This window comes from Isoptericola sp. NPDC056605, assembly GCF_042792795.1.
Classification (GTDB): domain Bacteria; phylum Actinomycetota; class Actinomycetes; order Actinomycetales; family Cellulomonadaceae; genus Isoptericola.
Map to the genome: position 1 here is coordinate 50,125 of NZ_JBHTVT010000004.1, position 15,922 is coordinate 66,046.

The 15,922-nt window shown below is 75.5% G+C and carries 18 protein-coding genes; all 18 read right to left on the bottom strand.

Annotated features, from left to right (window positions below):
* Nucleotides 1-49: 49 nt before the first annotated feature.
* Nucleotides 50-493: a preprotein translocase subunit YajC gene (gene yajC, locus ACFQ8Y_RS05755; protein ID WP_430551211.1), complete on the bottom strand. Its 444-nt coding sequence runs from the start codon at nucleotides 491-493 to the stop codon at nucleotides 50-52.
* Between the two features lie 165 nt (nucleotides 494-658).
* Nucleotides 659-1,762 (bottom strand): Holliday junction branch migration DNA helicase RuvB, encoded by a 1,104-nt coding sequence (gene ruvB, locus ACFQ8Y_RS05760; RefSeq protein ID WP_430551210.1) that lies wholly within the window; start codon nucleotides 1,760-1,762, stop codon nucleotides 659-661.
* Nucleotides 1,755-2,390, bottom strand: a complete 636-nt coding sequence (ruvA, locus tag ACFQ8Y_RS05765; RefSeq protein WP_430551209.1) for a Holliday junction branch migration protein RuvA — start codon at nucleotides 2,388-2,390, stop codon at nucleotides 1,755-1,757. Before ruvA ends, ruvB begins: the two co-directional genes overlap by 8 nt.
* 124 nt (nucleotides 2,391-2,514) lie before the next feature.
* Complete coding sequence (ruvC, locus tag ACFQ8Y_RS05770) at nucleotides 2,515-3,105, bottom strand: crossover junction endodeoxyribonuclease RuvC (protein WP_430551208.1); 591 nt, start codon at nucleotides 3,103-3,105, stop codon at nucleotides 2,515-2,517.
* A 110-nt stretch (nucleotides 3,106-3,215) separates the two neighbouring features.
* The gene (locus ACFQ8Y_RS05775; protein WP_430551207.1) at nucleotides 3,216-3,974 is read right to left on the bottom strand and encodes a YebC/PmpR family DNA-binding transcriptional regulator; all 759 of its coding nucleotides are present in this window, start codon (nucleotides 3,972-3,974) and stop codon (nucleotides 3,216-3,218) included.
* A gap of 7 nt (nucleotides 3,975-3,981) precedes the next feature.
* Entirely contained in the window at nucleotides 3,982-4,626 is a 645-nt protein-coding gene (pdxT, locus tag ACFQ8Y_RS05780; protein ID WP_430584887.1) for a pyridoxal 5'-phosphate synthase glutaminase subunit PdxT, read from the bottom strand.
* Between the two features lie 60 nt (nucleotides 4,627-4,686).
* Nucleotides 4,687-5,583: a hypothetical protein gene (locus ACFQ8Y_RS05785; protein ID WP_430584888.1), complete on the bottom strand. Its 897-nt coding sequence runs from the start codon at nucleotides 5,581-5,583 to the stop codon at nucleotides 4,687-4,689.
* Entirely contained in the window at nucleotides 5,576-6,316 is a 741-nt protein-coding gene (locus ACFQ8Y_RS05790) for a hypothetical protein (RefSeq protein WP_430584889.1), read from the bottom strand. The genes ACFQ8Y_RS05785 and ACFQ8Y_RS05790 overlap by 8 nt, the downstream gene beginning before the upstream one ends.
* Nucleotides 6,313-6,990, bottom strand: coding sequence for a signal peptidase I (locus ACFQ8Y_RS05795; RefSeq protein ID WP_430584890.1), 678 nt, complete (start codon nucleotides 6,988-6,990; stop codon nucleotides 6,313-6,315). The genes ACFQ8Y_RS05790 and ACFQ8Y_RS05795 overlap by 4 nt, the downstream gene beginning before the upstream one ends.
* 5 nt (nucleotides 6,991-6,995) lie before the next feature.
* Entirely contained in the window at nucleotides 6,996-7,532 is a 537-nt protein-coding gene (locus ACFQ8Y_RS05800) for an alternate-type signal peptide domain-containing protein (protein ID WP_430551202.1), read from the bottom strand.
* Nucleotides 7,533-7,644: 112 nt separating this feature from the next.
* Nucleotides 7,645-8,220, bottom strand: a complete 576-nt coding sequence (locus ACFQ8Y_RS05805) for an NUDIX hydrolase (RefSeq protein ID WP_430584891.1) — start codon at nucleotides 8,218-8,220, stop codon at nucleotides 7,645-7,647.
* A gap of 193 nt (nucleotides 8,221-8,413) precedes the next feature.
* On the bottom strand, nucleotides 8,414-10,939 hold the full coding sequence (gene hrpB, locus ACFQ8Y_RS05810) for an ATP-dependent helicase HrpB (RefSeq protein WP_430584892.1): 2,526 nt from the start codon (nucleotides 10,937-10,939) through the stop codon (nucleotides 8,414-8,416).
* A gap of 12 nt (nucleotides 10,940-10,951) precedes the next feature.
* On the bottom strand, nucleotides 10,952-11,872 hold the full coding sequence (gene pdxS, locus ACFQ8Y_RS05815; protein WP_430551199.1) for a pyridoxal 5'-phosphate synthase lyase subunit PdxS: 921 nt from the start codon (nucleotides 11,870-11,872) through the stop codon (nucleotides 10,952-10,954).
* Nucleotides 11,873-11,941: 69 nt separating this feature from the next.
* The gene (locus ACFQ8Y_RS05820) at nucleotides 11,942-12,529 is read right to left on the bottom strand and encodes a hypothetical protein (RefSeq protein ID WP_430562254.1); all 588 of its coding nucleotides are present in this window, start codon (nucleotides 12,527-12,529) and stop codon (nucleotides 11,942-11,944) included.
* Nucleotides 12,526-13,779, bottom strand: a complete 1,254-nt coding sequence (locus ACFQ8Y_RS05825; protein WP_430584893.1) for a glycosyltransferase family 4 protein — start codon at nucleotides 13,777-13,779, stop codon at nucleotides 12,526-12,528. Before ACFQ8Y_RS05825 ends, ACFQ8Y_RS05820 begins: the two co-directional genes overlap by 4 nt.
* Nucleotides 13,776-14,738 carry a phosphatidylinositol mannoside acyltransferase gene (locus ACFQ8Y_RS05830; RefSeq protein WP_430551196.1) on the bottom strand — a complete coding sequence of 321 codons (963 nt, stop codon included), beginning with the start codon at nucleotides 14,736-14,738 and terminating at the stop codon, nucleotides 13,776-13,778. The genes ACFQ8Y_RS05825 and ACFQ8Y_RS05830 overlap by 4 nt, the downstream gene beginning before the upstream one ends.
* Nucleotides 14,738-15,397 (bottom strand): phosphatidylinositol phosphate synthase, encoded by a 660-nt coding sequence (gene pgsA / locus ACFQ8Y_RS05835; protein ID WP_430551195.1) that lies wholly within the window; start codon nucleotides 15,395-15,397, stop codon nucleotides 14,738-14,740. Before pgsA ends, ACFQ8Y_RS05830 begins: the two co-directional genes overlap by 1 nt.
* A complete protein-coding gene (locus ACFQ8Y_RS05840; protein ID WP_430584894.1) occupies nucleotides 15,397-15,921 on the bottom strand; it encodes an HIT family protein in 525 nt (174 codons plus the stop codon). Before ACFQ8Y_RS05840 ends, pgsA begins: the two co-directional genes overlap by 1 nt.
* Nucleotide 15,922 lies beyond the last annotated feature (1 nt).

Here is a 15,922-nt window from a genome sequence, read left to right on the forward strand (position 1 = left end):
CGTCAGGCCGACGGGCGCGAGCGCCCGCCGTCCCATGTCGCTGGTGCTGTCACTTCGTGGTGCCGGTCTCGCCCTCGTCGCGACGCTGCTGCTCCCGGTACTCCCGCTGCGCGGTGTCCAGGCTCGACAGGTCGTCGGGGACGTCGATGTGACCGTCGCCGGAGGTGATCGTACCGGTCGCGGAGGAGTCGGTTGTGACCTCGGTCTCGTCGGCCTCGTCCACGGGCTCCTCGACCGGCGTGTCGACGCGCTTGGCGATGGCCGCGCGCAGCCAGCGGGTCTGCGCGCCGCCGGGGACCGTCTCGATGGTGACCGTGTCGGCCGCCTCGTCGATCTCCACGACCGTGCCGAACAGTCCCGAACCGGTCATGACCTCCTGGCCCGGCGCGAGCTGCGACCGGAACTCGGCCTGCTGCTTCTGCTGCTTGCGCGTCCGCTGGCTCATGAAGAACATGAGGCCGGCGAGGACCACGAAGAGGATGATGAGTTCCACGGAGCGTCCTTGTCTGTCGCTGCCCGACGGTCGTCGACCGACTGCCGGGCGTCGGGGCGCACCGGTCGGCGCGCCGGCGCAGGATCCTGCGCACACGGCCCCCAACGAGCACGGCACCCGTCGAGTTCCGGCCCCGGGCCGTCGGCGGCAGGGGGCGCTCCCAGTCTACTGGGGCGTCCCGGCGTCCCCGTCGGCGGCGCCGGACCCGTCGAACAGCGTCCCCCCGAGCGGGGCTCCCCACGCCCCGGGCGGCGGCTCGAGCCCGAGGTGCTCCCAGGCGGCCTGCGTCGCGACCCGGCCGCGCGGCGTGCGGCCCAGGAGCCCCTCGCGGACGAGGTAGGGCTCCGCGACCGTCTCCACGGTGTCCGGCTCCTCCCCCACGGTCATCGCGAGGGTGCCCAGGCCCACGGGCCCGCCGCCGAACCGGCGGCAGACGGCGTCGAGGACGGCGCGGTCCAGGCGGTCCAGGCCGATCGGGTCGACCTCGTAGACCTCCAGCGCGGCCCGGGCCGCCCGCAGGTCGAGGCTGCCGTCCCCGCGCACCTGCGCCCAGTCGCGCACGCGGCGCAGCAGCCGGTTCGCGATGCGGGGCGTGCCGCGCGACCGGCCGGCGATCTCGTGCGCGGCCGCGTGCTGGATGTCCACGCCCAGCAGCCCGGCGGACCGGATGATGACGCGCTCCAGCTCGGCGGCGTCGTAGAAGTCGAGGTGCCCCGTGAACCCGAAACGGTCGCGCAGCGGGGCCGGCAGCAGGCCGGACCGCGTCGTCGCGCCGACGACGGTGAACGGAGGCAGCGCCAGCGGGATCGCGCTCGCCCCCGCCCCCTTGCCGACGACGACGTCGACGCGGAAGTCCTCCATCGCGACGTACAGCAGCTCCTCCGCCGGGCGGGCCAGCCGGTGGATCTCGTCGATGAAGAGGACCTCGCCCTCCTCGAGCGAGGAGAGCACCGCCGCCAGGTCGCCCGCGTGCTGGATCGCCGGGCCGCTCGTGACCCGCAGCGACGTGCCGAGCTCCGCGGCGATGATCATCGCCAGCGTCGTCTTGCCGAGCCCGGGAGGCCCCGACAGCAGCACGTGGTCGGGAGACGCGTCCCGCGCGAGCGCCGCCTGGAGCACCAGGGAGAGCTGGTCACGGACCACCCGCTGCCCGACGAACTCGTCCAGCTTCTTGGGCCGCAGCGCCGCCTCGGCCGCGCGCTCGACGTCGTCGGCCGAGGAGGTGACGAGCCGCTCGCCGCCGTACTCCGGCTCCAGCGGCTCAGCCACGCCGGCCGCCCAGGGAGCGCAGCGCCGCCCGCAGCGTGGCGGCGACGTCGACCGGGCCGTCGGCTGCCCCGTCACCGGCGTCCGCGAGGACGCGGTCGACGGTGTCCTGGGCGACCTTGGCGGCCCAGCCCAGGCCCACGAGCGCCTCGACCACCTGGTCGCGCGCCGGGTCTCCCGCCGCGACCGGCGGCGCATCGGGGACGGCGGCGCCGGTGGCGGCAGAGGTCGGTGCGCCCAGCTTGCCGGACAGCTCGAGCACGAGGCGCTGGGCGCTCTTGGGGCCGACGCCGGGGATGCGCCGCAGCGCCGCGAGGTCCTCGGACGCGACGGCGCGCCGCAGCGCGTCGGGGGTCAGCACGGCGAGCATGGCGAGCGCGATGCGCGGGCCGACGCCCGAGACCGACTGCGCCGTCTCGAACACCTCGCGCTCGTCCGCCTCGGCGAAGCCGAACACGGTCATCGAGTCCTCTCGGACGACGAGCGTGGTGTGCAGCTGCGCCCGCTCCCCCACCCGGAGGCCGGCCAGGGTTCCCGGGGTGGCGTGCACGAGGTACCCGACCCCGCCGACGTCGAGCACGGCCCGCTCCAGCGTCACGTGCGTGACCGTGCCGGTCAGGGAGGCGATCACCGTGGTCCTTCCGTCGAGCCGGTCTGGTGTCGAACACCCGTACGAGGCGTCACTGTAACAACGGGCGCCGACGCCGTCCGCCGCGACACGAGCGGAACGAGCATCGACCGGGAGTGGCCGCCCGTCAGCGCGAGGTGCGGGACGGCGCCCCGCGGTGCTTGCCCTTGCGGGCCGACTGCTCGGCCGCGGCCCAGGCGCGCTGCGCGGGGGTGAGCTCGTGCCGCTCGCCGCCCTGGAGCGCGCCCGCCGGGCGCCAGAGGTGCGTCACGGCGAGGGCGAGCGCGTCGGCCGCGTCGGCGGGTCGCGGCAGGTCGTCGAGCCCGAGGATGCGCGCGATCATGCGCTGCACCTGCTCCTTGCCCGCGCGGCCGGATCCCGTCACGGCCGCCTTCACCTCGCTCGGCGTGTGCATCGCCACGGGGATCCCGCGGCGCGCGGCCGCGACCATCGCCAGACCGGCCACCTGGGCCGTGCCCATGACGGTGCCCAGGTTGTGCTGGGCGAACACCCGCTCGACGGCCACGACGTCGGGCACGTGCCGGTCGAGCCACTCGTCCAGCCCGGCGGCGACGTGCAACAGCCGCAGGTCGATGCTCGTGGCGGGGTCGCTGCCCACCACACCCACGTCGACGAGCCGCGCCCGCCGTCCCGGCAGCGAGTCGACGACGCCGACACCGCACCGGGTCAGCCCCGGATCCACCCCCAGCACGCGCACGTCGTCACCCTCTCACGCGGCGGGCCGAGGGGGTCCGAGATACGCCGAGGCAGGTCCTACCTCGCGGGATCGGGAACGACCTCGGCGGCTCGGGGACCGCCCGGGGGGGCTCAGTCCTCGTCGAGGGCCGCCATGACCTCGTCGGAGGCGTCGAAGTTCGCGTAGACGTTCTGCACGTCGTCGCTGTCCTCGAGGGCGTCGATGAGCCGCAGGATCTTGCGTGCGCCCTCGACGTCGACCTCGACCTCCATGGACGGGTGCCAGATGGAGTCGGCGGAGTCGTACTCGAGGCCCGCCTCCTGGATGGCGGAGCGGACGGCGACGAGGTCGGTGGCCTCGCAGAGCACCTCGAAGGCCTCGCCCTCGTCGCTCACGTCCTCCGCACCGGCGTCGAGGGCGGCGAGCATCACGTCGTCCTCGGTGACGCCGTCGGCCTTGGGCACGACGACGAGGCCCTTGCGGGAGAACAGGTACGACACGGAGCCCGGGTCGGCCAGGTTGCCGCCGTTGCGGGAGAACGCGAGGCGCACCTCGGAGGCGGCGCGGTTCTTGTTGTCCGTGAGGCACTCGACGAGGACGGCGATGCCGTTCGCGCCGTAGCCCTCGTACATGATCGTCTGGTAGTCGACGGCGTCGGCGCCCTCGCCGGAGCCGCGCTTGAGGGCGCGGTCGATGTTGTCGTTCGGGACGGACGACTTCTTGGCCTTCTGGATGGCGTCGAACAGCGTGGGGTTGCCGGCAGGGTCGCCGCCACCCGTGCGCGCGGCGACCTCGATGTTCTTGATCAGCTTCGCGAAAAGCTTGCCGCGCTTGGCGTCGATCGCCGCCTTCTTGTGCTTGGTCGTGGCCCACTTGGAGTGACCTGACATGCGCTCCCTAACTCCTTCGCGATGCTTGGACGATCCGGACGAACAGCCCGTGCACCCGCGCGTCCCCCGTGATCTCCGGGTGGAACGCGGTGGCGAGCAGCCGTCCCTGACGTGCTGCGACGATCTTACCGGCGGCGGGCCCCACCGCGGAGCCGTCCGCCCAGCGGTCGGGGATGCGGGCGAGCACCTCGACGTCCGGCCCCGCCTCCTCGACCCACGGCGCGCGGATGAACGCGGTGCGCACCGGGCGGCCGCCCGGTGCGTCCGAGACGCCCTCGACCTGCAGGTCCGCCTCGAACGAGTCCACCTGGCGGCCGAACGCGTTGCGCCGCACGACGACGTCCATCCCGCCCAGCGTGCGCTGGTCGGCGGTACCGCCCTCGATGCGGTCGGCGAGCAAGATCATGCCCGCGCACGAGCCGAACACCGGCAGACCCTCGCCGATCAGCCGCCGCAGCGGGTCGGCGAGCTCGAAGAGCCGCAGCAGCTTGTCGATCGTCGTCGACTCCCCACCTGGCAGGACGAGCCCGTCGACGGCGTCCAGCTCGGACGGGCGCCGCACGCTCACCGCGCGCGCCCCCGCCTGCTCGAGCGCCGCGGCGTGCTCGCGCACGTCGCCCTGCAGGGCGAGGACTCCGATCGTCGTGGTCACCGGGGAAGTGTAGGGGCCACGGATCCGCCCGGCCGACGGCCGCTCAGGCGCACGTCCCGATCAGGCGCACGTCCCGATCAGGCCGAGGGCGATGTTGTAGGTGCGGGTGTTCGACGACACGGACGTCCACACGACGTTGCCCGTGAAGACCCGCTCGGCGCGCACCCGTGCCGTGGCGTTCGTCGCGACGCCGGTCACCTGGTAGGCGGTGGTGCCGGCGGGGACCTGCGCGGTGGTCGGCGTGGCGGCAGGGCCGAAGGTGAACTGGTACCGGGTCGCGTTGGCGACCGCCGTCCAGTTGAACGTGACGGACACCAGACCGAGCGCGCCGCACGAGAGGGTGGGAGCGGGGACGGTCGCCGCGCTCACGGCGCCGCTGACGACCGTGCCTGTGTCGGTCCACGCCGTGCCCCCGAGCGAGGCCGCGAGCGCGACGGACACCCCGCCTGCCTGCCCCTGCACCGACGACGGCGCCGACGCGGAGAGCGCGACGGTCACGCACAGCGCGGCCGTCCCTCCCGCGGGGATGGTCGTGGAGGTGCCGTTGCCCGTGCCGCACCCCGTCCCGGTGTCGGCGGCGCCGAACGACGCGCTGGTGGTGAACGACGTGCCCAGGGTCCCGGTCCCCGTCGGCGTGGCGGTCACCGTCGTCGGCCGCGAGCCGCCGTTGCGCACCGTGATGATCTCGGAGTCGCCGGACCCCGGCACGGCCCCGGTGAGCCCCAGCGCGGTCGCCGTGACGCTGCCGCCACGGCCGACGAGCTCGTTGCCGAGCCCGACGACCTGGACGTCGACGACGCCGGCCCGGAGGGCTGACGTCGGGGCCGTCGCCGTGGCCTCCCCCTGCCACCAGGCCCACGCGACCCCGCCGCCCGCGAGCACGCCGACGAGCGCCACCACCGCCAGGACCGCGACCCGGCGCATCCCCGCCGGGCGCCGGCCGGACCGTTCAACCACGACGCCCCTCCCTCGCCGCGGCCGCCCACCGCAGCAGCGCGCCCAGCAGGACCGCGCCGGCCGCGGCCAGCAGCGGCAGCGCCGGGGACCCGCCGGTGCGCGGGAGGGCGGCGGCACGCGCGTCGTCGTCCGGCGCCGGCTCGTCGCGTGGGCGGTCGCCCGTCGGCGCGTCGCCCACGAGGGTCACCACGACGTCGAGAGGCACGGTCGCGCCCTGGGTGTCGTCGCCCGCCGAAGCAGCGAGGGTCACCTCGAGCGACACCGGGAGCACCTCGGACTCCGTGAGCCGTACGGGCACCGGCCGCCCGGTGGCGGTCCACGGGTCGCCCGCGGGGCGCACCCGGACGCGCAGGGCGTCGGCGAGCGCCCCGGCCCCGTCGCCCGTCCCCGCCCCCAGGGCCACGGCCACCTGACCGTCGGCCGTGCCGCGACCGTCGTTGCGCACCAGCAGCACCGAGCGCCGCGTCTCCCCCGGCACCCACGGCGAGGCCTCGAACAGCGGCACCTTCAGGTCGTCCGACCACCCGCGGCCGTCCACGCTGAGCGCGACGCCCCCGTCGGGGTCCCCTCCCGTGCCCCCTCCCGCGACGGGGACGACGCCGGCCGCGGCCGGGGCGACCGGGAGGAGGAACGCGCCCCAGGCCAGGACGGCCGCCAGGGGGCGCGCGGGAGTCGCCGCCCACCCGCGGCGACGGGGTCGAGGCGGGGACGGGACCTCGCGGGCTCCGCTCACCGCACCGGCTCCCGGCCCGAGAAAGGCTCCCCCGAGGAAGGCTCCGCGGAGGGCTCGACGGCACGTGACGCGCCGGGCGGCGGCACCTGCTCCGGCCACCAGGTCTCCAGGCCCGGCGACGGCTCCTCGCCCCTCCGGGAGCGCCGCTCCCGGGCCTCCCCCGCGACGAGCCATCCGGCGTACCCGAGCAGGCCGACGGCCGCGGCGGTCGTGATCACCTGCCGCTGCTGCGGCGACCCCACGCCCATGACGCGGCCGAGCTGCGGCACGGCGTACCAGAGCACGCCCCGCACCTGCACGTCACGTACTGGCTGCGCGTCGGCGACGTCGTTCGCGTCCCCCTGCGTGAGCAGGGTCCGTTCACCGCCGGCCGTCGTGCCCAGCCCGACGACGCGATGGGTCACGACCGTCGGGTCACCGGAGCGCAGCTGGTAGGTGACCACCTGTCCGGTGGTGATGCTCTCGATGTCGGCGGGACGCGCCACCACGAGCGTGCCGACGTCGAGGGCGGGCCGCATCGACCCGGTCGCCACGCCGTACGGCGTCGCGCCCCCGACGCGGGGGACGACGACCACGAGCAGCAGCGCCCCACCGGCGACCAGCAGCACGACACCGGCGAGCGCGCGCCCGAGCGCGCGCCGCACGGTGCCCGGGCGCGGGCGTGCCGGCGCCACGGCGCTCAGGGCGTCGGGACGACGTGCGCCTGCGTGACCTGGACCGTGACGTCCTCGAGCGCGGCGGTCAGCGCCTGCGTGTCGTTCCCGGCCGCGGTGTCGAACGCCGCCTCGAGGTTGACCACGAGCTCGTCCGACGCCCCGACCGGGACGGGGTCCGTCAGCGGGAGGGTCAGCGTCTCACCACCCAGGGTCGCCTCGGTCAGGCTGAGGTCGAGCGCCGCCGTCAGGGCGTTGTCCTCGCCCCACGTCGGCGACGAGACGGTGATCTCGCCCAGCGCGAGGTGGTCGCCGGTGCCGCCGACGGTCAGTGCGCAGGTGGTGGTCACGGTGTCACCCGGCACGATGCCGTCCGTCACCGCCCCGCCCCCGTCGAGGGTCCACTCCCCGCAGGCTCCGTCGGTCATCGTGAGGGTGCCCGCGGACACGTCGGTGCCCGTGGAGGTGCCCTCGGCGGTCCAGTACGCGATCGTCTGGGCGCCGCCGACCAGCAGGACCGCGGCACCTCCCACGGCGATCGCAGCCTTCGTCAGTCGGTTCACGTCGACGCCCCCTGTCGGTGCCGGTCACGCGCGACCGCACCCGTCGTGCGTGACGCGCCTCACATCGACGGTAACCAACGGATGCCCGGGGCGCGCGTCGTGCGTCCGGTGGTCACGGCGCGGGGGTGCCGAGCTCCTCCGGGTCGGACGGCTCGTCGTCGTGCTGGACCCCGAGGTGGCGCACGGTGCCGTCCCACCCGCGGGCCAGGGCGTCGACGACGTCCGGCAAGGTGGTCGGGAAGATCTCGCGCGTCTCCGCGCGCAGCTCGGCCGTGGTCAGCCAGCGCATCTCGTCGAGCACGTCCCGCTCCTCCGCCGTCCACCCGTCGTCGGTGGGCCGGTGGCCGCCGTCCACGCGTGCCAGGAAGAAGACCTCCTGCTGGCGGCACGTCTCCGCGAAGAAGTGGAAGAACGCGTCGCGGGTCAGCACCGGGCCCACGAGGTCGCCGGGGGCCAGAGCCAGCCCCGCCTCCTCGCGCAGCTCGCGCAGCGCGGCGTCGACCTCGCTCTCGCCGTCGTCGATGCCGCCGCCGACGGTGAACCACCACGAGCGCTCCGGCTGGTCGGCGTCGTGCCCGCGCACCAGCAGCACCCGGTCCGCGTCGTCCAGCACGATCACTCGCGCGGCGCGCCGCTGCCGCAGCCCGTCCGGCCCGACCGCCCAGTCGTCCCCGAGGGCCGGCGTCACCAGCCCCGCTCCACCAGGCGCACGGGCGCCGGCTCGGCCTCGACGTCGATGCCGTGGTTCACGAGTGACGGGGAACGTGCATCCATGAGGCCCATGCTAGCCACGAGCACCCCACGAACCAGCCACCGGCACGGCCGCTCCCGGCACGCTGTCGCCGGTCACCGCGACGGACGTGATCAGGTCGCACCCCGACTCACCGGCGAGGCTTGACCCGTGCGGTCGGGAGGGCGGTGAGGGGATCCTCCGGCCACGGATGGCGGGGGTAGCGGGCTCGCAGGTCGGCCCTGACCCGGGGATAGCCCTGCTTCCAGAAGGAGGCGAGATCGCTGGTGATCGCGACCGGACGTCGTGCGGGCGACAGCAGGTGCAGCACGACCGGGACACGACCGTCCGCGACCGCCGGAGCAGCGGCCCAGCCGAACACCTCCTGCAGCTTCACCGCGAGGACCGGTGGCTCGACACCGTCGTACGCGAGCCGGACCTGCGTGCCCGACGGGACCTGGAGCCGCTCCGGTGCGAGCTCGCCGAACCGGCCTGCGGCGGGCCAGGGCAGCAGCCGCCGGAGCGCCGAGGCCACGTCGATGCGGGCCAGATCGCGCGCGCCTCGCACCGAGGCGAGCTCGGCGCCCAGCCAGCCGTCGAGCCCGCCCAGCAGCGCTTCGTCGTCGACCGCGGGCCACGGGGCGCCGAGGTGGGCGTGGCAGAACGCGAGCCGCTCGCGCAGAGCGAGCGCCGCCTCCGACCAGCGCAGCACGGACAGGCCGCTGCGCCGGATGCCGTCACGGACGGCCGCCTGCACGAGCAGCGGGTCGGGGTTCGCCAGCGGGACGTCGTTCAGCACGATCGCGCCGAGCGCCTCGACGCGTCGCGTCACGACTCGGCCGTCGTCCCACCGGATCCGGTCGGTGGTCGTGACCAGGTCGCCGGCGACGTCGCGGGCGGTCTGCTCGTCGATCGGTGCCGCGGAACGGATCCTGGCGTCGGCGCGACCGGGCGCCCGGTCGGCGACCGCGATCGCCAGCCAGGTCGTGGTCCGCCACGGCGACTGCGGGTCCAGGGCAGCGCCCGTGCCACCGGACATCTGGTAGGTCGTCGAGTCCGTCCCGCGGGCCCGGGCGATGCGGTCGGGGTACGCCAGCCCCACCACGATCCCCGCGGCGAGGTCGTCCGGTACCTCGCGGGTCTCCCGACCAGCCCGCCCACCTGGGGGGTTGCCCGTCGTCGCGCCCCGGCCGAGGCGCTTCGTCTCTTCGCGCCAGAGGGCCGTGGCCGCGCGGTCCTCACCACGGCGCAGGGCTCGCCAGCGCGCCGGCAGGTCGTCGCCGGAGCCGCGGCCGGAGTCGTCCGAGAGCATGGCGACGACCTCGCGCGCCCGGTCGGCGCCGACCCGCGGCGCCCCGTCCAGCAACGCCCGAGCCAGCCGGGGATGCGCCCCGATCGCCGCCATCCGCCGGCCGCGCTCGGTGATCCGTCCTGCGTCGTCCACGGCCTCGACGCGGCGCAGCAGCTCGGTGGCCGCGGACATCGCCGCCACCGGCGGCGCCTCGAGCAGGGTCAGGCCAGCGCCGCCGGGCGCACCCCACGCCGCGAGGTCGAGCGCGAAGGACGCCAGGTCGGCGGTCGCGATCTCCGGCGCCGCATGATCGTCGAGCCGGGCGTGGTCGGTGGCGGACCAGCACCGGTAGACGCGGCCGGGCGCCTCGCGCCCGGCGCGACCCGCTCGTTGGTCGGCCGACGACCTCGAGACCCGGCACGTGACCAGCGCACCGAGGCCACGGGACTGGTCGGTCCGCGGCTCCCGGGCCAGGCCCGCGTCGACCACGACCCTGACTCCGGGCACGGTGAGCGAGCTCTCCGCGACCGACGTCGTGACCACGATCCGGCGCGTGGCGGACGGAGCCAGCGCGCGGTCCTGCTCGGCCCGGGACTGGCGGCCGAACAACGGCAGGACGTTCTGGCCGGCCAGCCGGCGGGTCATCGCGGCGATCTCGCCCTCGCCCGGGACGAACACGAGGACGTCGCCGTCGTTCTCGGTCAGCGCGCGCCGGACGACGGTCGCGACGTGGTCCAGCAGGCGCGGGTCGACCCGCCCACCGGGCAGCAGCGGCGCGGGGACCGGTGGTGGGACCCACTCGGTCGCCACGTCGAACTGCGCCGCGGACGCGGTGATCACGGGCGCCGGGACGTCGGTGCCCAGCGCGCGGCTCAGCCGGACCGTGTCCGCGGTGGCCGACGTCGCGACGATCGCCAGGTCGTCCCGAAGGTTCGCGCGGACGTCGACGCAGAGCGCGAGCAGCAGATCGGCGTCCAGGTGCCGCTCGTGACACTCGTCGATCACGATCGCGGCGACCCCCGGGAGCTCCGGGTCCTGCTGCAGGCGCCGGACGAGGAGCCCGGTGGTCACCACCTCGACGCGGACACCTCGGCCCCCGCTGCGTTCCCCGCGCATCGCGTAGCCGATCCGCTGCCCGAGCGGCTCGCCGACCAGCGTCGCCAGCCGCGCGGCAGCCGCGCGGGTCGCCATCCGTCGCGGCTCGGCGACGACGATCGTGCCGCCGAGCGCGTCGCCCAGCGCCAGCGGCAGCAGCGACGTCTTCCCCGACCCGGGCGGCGCGACCAGCACCGCGGTGCCGCGCGACCGCACCGCCTCGACCGTGGCGGGCAGGACCGCCCGGACAGGCAGGTCCGCACCCGGCACGGACGGTTCGGGCAGCAGCACGCCTCGCTGGACCTACCAGCCGCGCTCGGCGAGCCGGTGCGGCTCGGGGATCTCGTCGACGTTGATGCCGACCATCGCCTCGCCCAGGCCGCGGGAGACCTTCGCGAGGACGTCCGGGTCGTCGTGGAACGTGGTGGCCTGCACGATCGCCTTCGCCCGCGCGACGGGGTCGCCCGACTTGAAGATGCCGGAACCGACGAACACGCCCTCGGCGCCGAGCTGCATCATCATCGCGGCGTCCGCCGGGGTGGCGATGCCGCCCGCGGTGAACAGCACGACCGGGAGCTTCCCGGCGCGCGCGACCTCGGCGACGAGCTCGTACGGCGCCTGCAGCTCCTTGGCCGCGACGAACAGCTCGTCCTCGGGCAGCGAGGTCAGGCGGCGGATCTGCGCGCGGATCTGGCGCATGTGCGTCGTCGCGTTGGAGACGTCGCCCGTGCCGGCCTCGCCCTTGGAGCGGATCATCGCCGCGCCCTCGGTGATGCGGCGCAGCGCCTCGCCGAGGTTGGTGGCACCGCACACGAACGGCACGGTGAACTGCCACTTGTCGATGTGGTTGGCGTAGTCGGCGGGGGTGAGCACCTCCGACTCGTCGATGTAGTCGACGCCCAGGGACTGCAGCACCTGCGCCTCGACGAAGTGCCCGATGCGCGCCTTCGCCATCACGGGGATCGAGACGGCGTCGATGATGCCGTCGATCATGTCGGGGTCGCTCATGCGGGCGACGCCGCCCTGGGAACGGATGTCGGCGGGCACCCGCTCGAGGGCCATGACGGCCACGGCGCCGGCGTCCTCGGCGATCTTCGCCTGCTCGGGCGTGACGACGTCCATGATGACGCCGCCCTTGAGCATCTCGGCCATGCCGCGCTTGACGCGGGCGGTGCCCACCTCTCCCGCGGGGATCCGGCCGTCGCTGCCGATGGTCTCGCTCAACGCAACCTCGCTCGTGTCGCAGTAGGACGCGTGACCGCTGTCACGCGCCTTCCATCCTAGTTCCGCGCGTCAGGCTGCGGAGAGCCCCTCCGGCATCTGGTCGTCCAGCTCGACCGTGCGCGGCAGCGCCGCGTGCCCCGACAGCCGCAGCAGGCGCACGTACCAGGTGCGCCGCACGCGCCGCGCCTGGGCCACGGCCTCGTTGTGGAACCGCCGGGCCAGCTGGGCGCGGTACCAGGCGGCCGCGAGCTGCCCGACGAGCTCGTCGCCGCCGGGCGCCCCGCGCAGCTCCGCCAGCGCCTCGTCGTCGCCGAGCGCGGAGCGCAGCGTCGCGGAGAGCTCGCTCTCGGCCCGCTCGCGGTCGAGGCCGAGCCCGTCCAGCGCGAGCTCCGCGCCGGGCGTCGGCGCCGGACCCGCGTCCTCCAGGGCGGCGAACGCGGCGTCGGCGACGAGCACGGCCCCCGCCGGGTCGAGCAGCCCCGACGAGGCCAGGTCCACGGCGGCCCCCGCGCGGCGCGCGAGCTGGGCCTGCAGGGCGATGCGTGACGCGACCACCTTGCGGTGCTGCCGGTCGAGGCGCGACGCCGAGATCCAGGCGAGCCAGACCGCGACCGCCGCGACGACGAGGACGACGAGCGCGAGCTCGGACCAGGTCATGCTCCCTCACCTCCTGCGGCGCGCCGGGTGCGCAGCCAGCCGACGGCGCTCTCCGTCCGCGACGGGGCCACCGGGGAGCCCAGCGCCTCCCCCGCGGCGACGGCCATCTCGTAGACCGCGAGCACCTGCTGGGTCACCGCGGACCAGTCGAACCGGCGCACGAACGCCGCGGCCCGGTCCCGCCGTTCCTGGGTGCCGGCGGCGTCGCCCAGGGCCTCGAGGACCGTCCGGGCCAGGTCGTCGGGCTCGCCGGTGCGGAACAGCCGCCCCGCGGCGCCCTCGTCGAGCACCCGGCGGAACGCCCCCAGGTCGCTGGCCACGACGCCGGCGCCGGCGCTCATCGCCTCGACGAGCACGATGCCGAAGCTCTCGCCGCCCGTCTGCGGCGCGACGTACAGGTCCGCCGACGCGAGCAGCGACGCCTTGTCCTCGTCGCTCACGCCCCCCAGGAACTCGAACGAGCCGGCGTGCGGGCCGAGCGCCTCGAGGGCGTCGTCCCGGCCGTCGTCGCCCTTGCCCGCGACGAGGAAGCGTGCCCCGGGGATGCGCTCGAGCACCTGCGGGGCGGCCGCGGCGAGCACCTGGAGGCCCTTGCGCGGCTCGTCCAGCCGGCCGAGGAACGCGATCGTCGGCGCCTCGGGGGTGCCGCGCCACCGGTCGTCCGGCACGGCCGCGGCGAAGGTGTCGACGTAGACGCCGTTCGGGATGACGACGGCGTCGCCGCCCATGTGGTCGACGAGGGTGCGGCGCGCGTCCTCGGAGACGGCGATCCGCGCCGCGATCTTCTCCAGCGACTGCCGCAGCAGGGGGTACGCGACCTGCAGCGCCCGCGAGCGCGCCTGCGACGTGTGGAACGTGGCCACGACGGGCCCGTCGGCCTGCCACAGCGCGAGCATGGACAGGCTGGGCACCATCGGCTCGTGCACGTGCACGACGTCGAACCGGCCCGCCTCGACCCACCGTCGGACCCGGGCGGCGGCCCGCGGGCCGAACGTCAGTCGGGCGACCGAGCCGTTGTAGCGCACGGGGATCGCCCGGCCGGCCGCGGTGACGACCTCCGGGACGGGCGTGTCGTCGTCCGCCGGGGCGAGCACGGACACCTCGTGCCCGGCACGCTGCAGCGCCTGCGCGAGGTCGCGCACGTGGAACTGCACCCCGCCCGGCGCGTCGAACGAGTACGGGCACACGATCCCGACGCGCAGCGGGCGCGCCGGGGCGGCGACGGTGGCGCCGCCGGGGACGGCGCTCATGCCTCGCCCGCCTCGGCCCTGGTGCGCGCGTACCGCTCGGCGTCGAGGTCGTCGACGAAGACGCGCTGCAGCATGTGCCAGTCCTGCGTGGACTCCTGGAGGGTGACGGCGACCGCGTCCACCCAGCCCTGCGTCATGCGTGCCACGCGCTCCTTGCGGTGCAGCCCGGAGTCGTCGGGGACCGGGACGGGCGGGTAGAACCGGATCACGATGCCCCAGGCCGTGCCGGCGGCCCGCCGGCGCTCGCCGGTGAGCCGCTCGTAGGTGATCCCCACCGGCACGAGCGGGACCTTGGCCGCGAGCGCCAGCGCGGCCGGCCCCGCGGCGACGCGGGCGCGGTGCCCGCAGAGGTCCACCTCGACGCCCGACGACGTGAGGTCTCGGTCGGCGAGCAGCGGCACGATGCACCCGCCCTTCACGGCCCCGCGGACGAGGTTGCGGAAGACGTCGTGGTCGCCGAGCGGCAGCACGTCGATGCCGATCGAGCGGCGGAACTCGACGAACTCGACGAACAGCTCCTCGGGCTTGAGCCGTTCTGCCACGGTGAGCACGGGGGCGATGTGCGGCGTCGCGTACGCGCCGGCGAGGTCCCAGTTGCCCAGGTGGGCCAGCGCGAGCGAGACGCCCTGCCCGTCGGCGACCGGCCCGGCGAGGTTCTCGTAGCCGTCCACGCGCACGCGGGCGGTGATCTGCTCGGCGGTGGCCCCCTGCAGGGTGAACGCCTCGCGGAAGTACCGCATGTACGAGCGCATGCCGGCCCGGGTGAGGCGGCGCAGCTCGGGCCCGTCGAGGTCGGGCCGCACGCGCGCGTAGTTCGCCTCGAGCCGCCGCACCCCCTCGGTGCGGCGCAGCCACGTGAGGTCGGCGACGGCGGTGAACGCCGCGCGCAGCACCGGCTCCGGGATCTTCGGCGCGTGGCGCCAGGCGAACGTGTACAGGCGGGCGACGTCGATCCGCATCAGGCCTCCGGGTCGGGACGGTCGGTGGGTGCGTGCGGGACGGGCCCCGCCGGGGCGAGCTGACGCCGGACGGTCGCCACCCGCTGCACCACGGTGACGAGGCTGGCGAAGGCGAGCAGCGTCAGCGCGATCTCGGTCACGAGGACCGGCAGCCCCACCTGCGTGAACGCGACGGCCGCAAGGGCGACCACGAGCCGGTCGGTGCGCTCGGCGATCCCGACGGCGGCGGTGGCGCCGACGCTCTCGGCGCGGGCGCGGGCGTACGGCACGACCGAGCCGAGCACGAGGCACGCGAGCGAGGCGACGATCCCCCACGTGGCGTGCGGCAGGTCCGGGTGGAGCACGAACCACAGCGTGATGCCCGCGAACACGGCTCCGTCGGAGATCCGGTCGAGGGTCGAGTCGAGGAACGCGCCCCACGGCCCGGTGCGGCCCGACAGGCGCGCCATGACCCCGTCCATCGAGTCCGCGAGGGCGAACAGGCCGATGAGGACGCCGCCGAGCAGGACGTGCCCGGTGGGCAGCAGCGTGAGGGCGAGGACGACGACGACGACCGTGCCCGCGATCGTCACGGCGTCCGGCGACACCCCGAGCCTCAGGAGCAGCCGCGCGGGCGGGGTGAACAGCCGCTGCATCGTCGCCCGCAGGCCGCCGAGCATCAGCGCGCCCCGTCGGGCTCGGTGGCGGTGCCCGCGCCGGGCCAGGCCGCGGCGAGCCGGGCCCGTGTGTCGGCCAGCAGCTCCGGCAGCGCCTTGGTCTGCCCGACGACGGGCAGGAAGTTCGCGTCGCCGAGCCAGCGCGGCACCACGTGCTGGTGCAGGTGCGCCGCGATGCCGGCGCCCGCGACCTCGCCCTGGTTCATCCCGATGTTGTAGCCGGCCGGACCGTAGACCGCGCCGAGGGTGCGGATCGCCGTCTGGGTCATCGTGGCCAGCTCGGCGGTCTCGGACGCCGTGAGGTCGACGTATCCGGACACGTGCCGGTAGGGCAGCACCATGAGGTGCCCCGAGTTGTACGGGTACAGGTTCAGCACCGCGTAGCACTCCGCCCCGCGGGCGACGGCGGGGCCCGGCCCGGGGGGGCCCGCCCCGGGGCGGGCGGACCGGGCCAGGGGCCCCCCCCCCGGGGGGGGGGGGGGCGGGCCCCCCCAGTAGTCCAAAGGGGGCGGGGGGCACCACCGCAGC

Excerpts from the sequence above, each read along its gene's own strand:
- pgsA (WP_430551195.1), bottom strand. The coding sequence starts at position 15,397 with ATGCTCGGCGGCCTGCGGGCGACGATGCAGCGGCTGTTCACCCCGCCC.
- ACFQ8Y_RS05775 (WP_430551207.1), bottom strand. The coding sequence starts at position 3,974 with ATGTCAGGTCACTCCAAGTGGGCCACGACCAAGCACAAGAAGGCGGCG.
- ACFQ8Y_RS05825 (WP_430584893.1), bottom strand. The coding sequence starts at position 13,779 with ATGAGCGCCGTCCCCGGCGGCGCCACCGTCGCCGCCCCGGCGCGCCCG.
- ACFQ8Y_RS05820 (WP_430562254.1), bottom strand. The coding sequence starts at position 12,529 with ATGACCTGGTCCGAGCTCGCGCTCGTCGTCCTCGTCGTCGCGGCGGTC.
- ACFQ8Y_RS05830 (WP_430551196.1), bottom strand. The coding sequence starts at position 14,738 with ATGCGGATCGACGTCGCCCGCCTGTACACGTTCGCCTGGCGCCACGCG.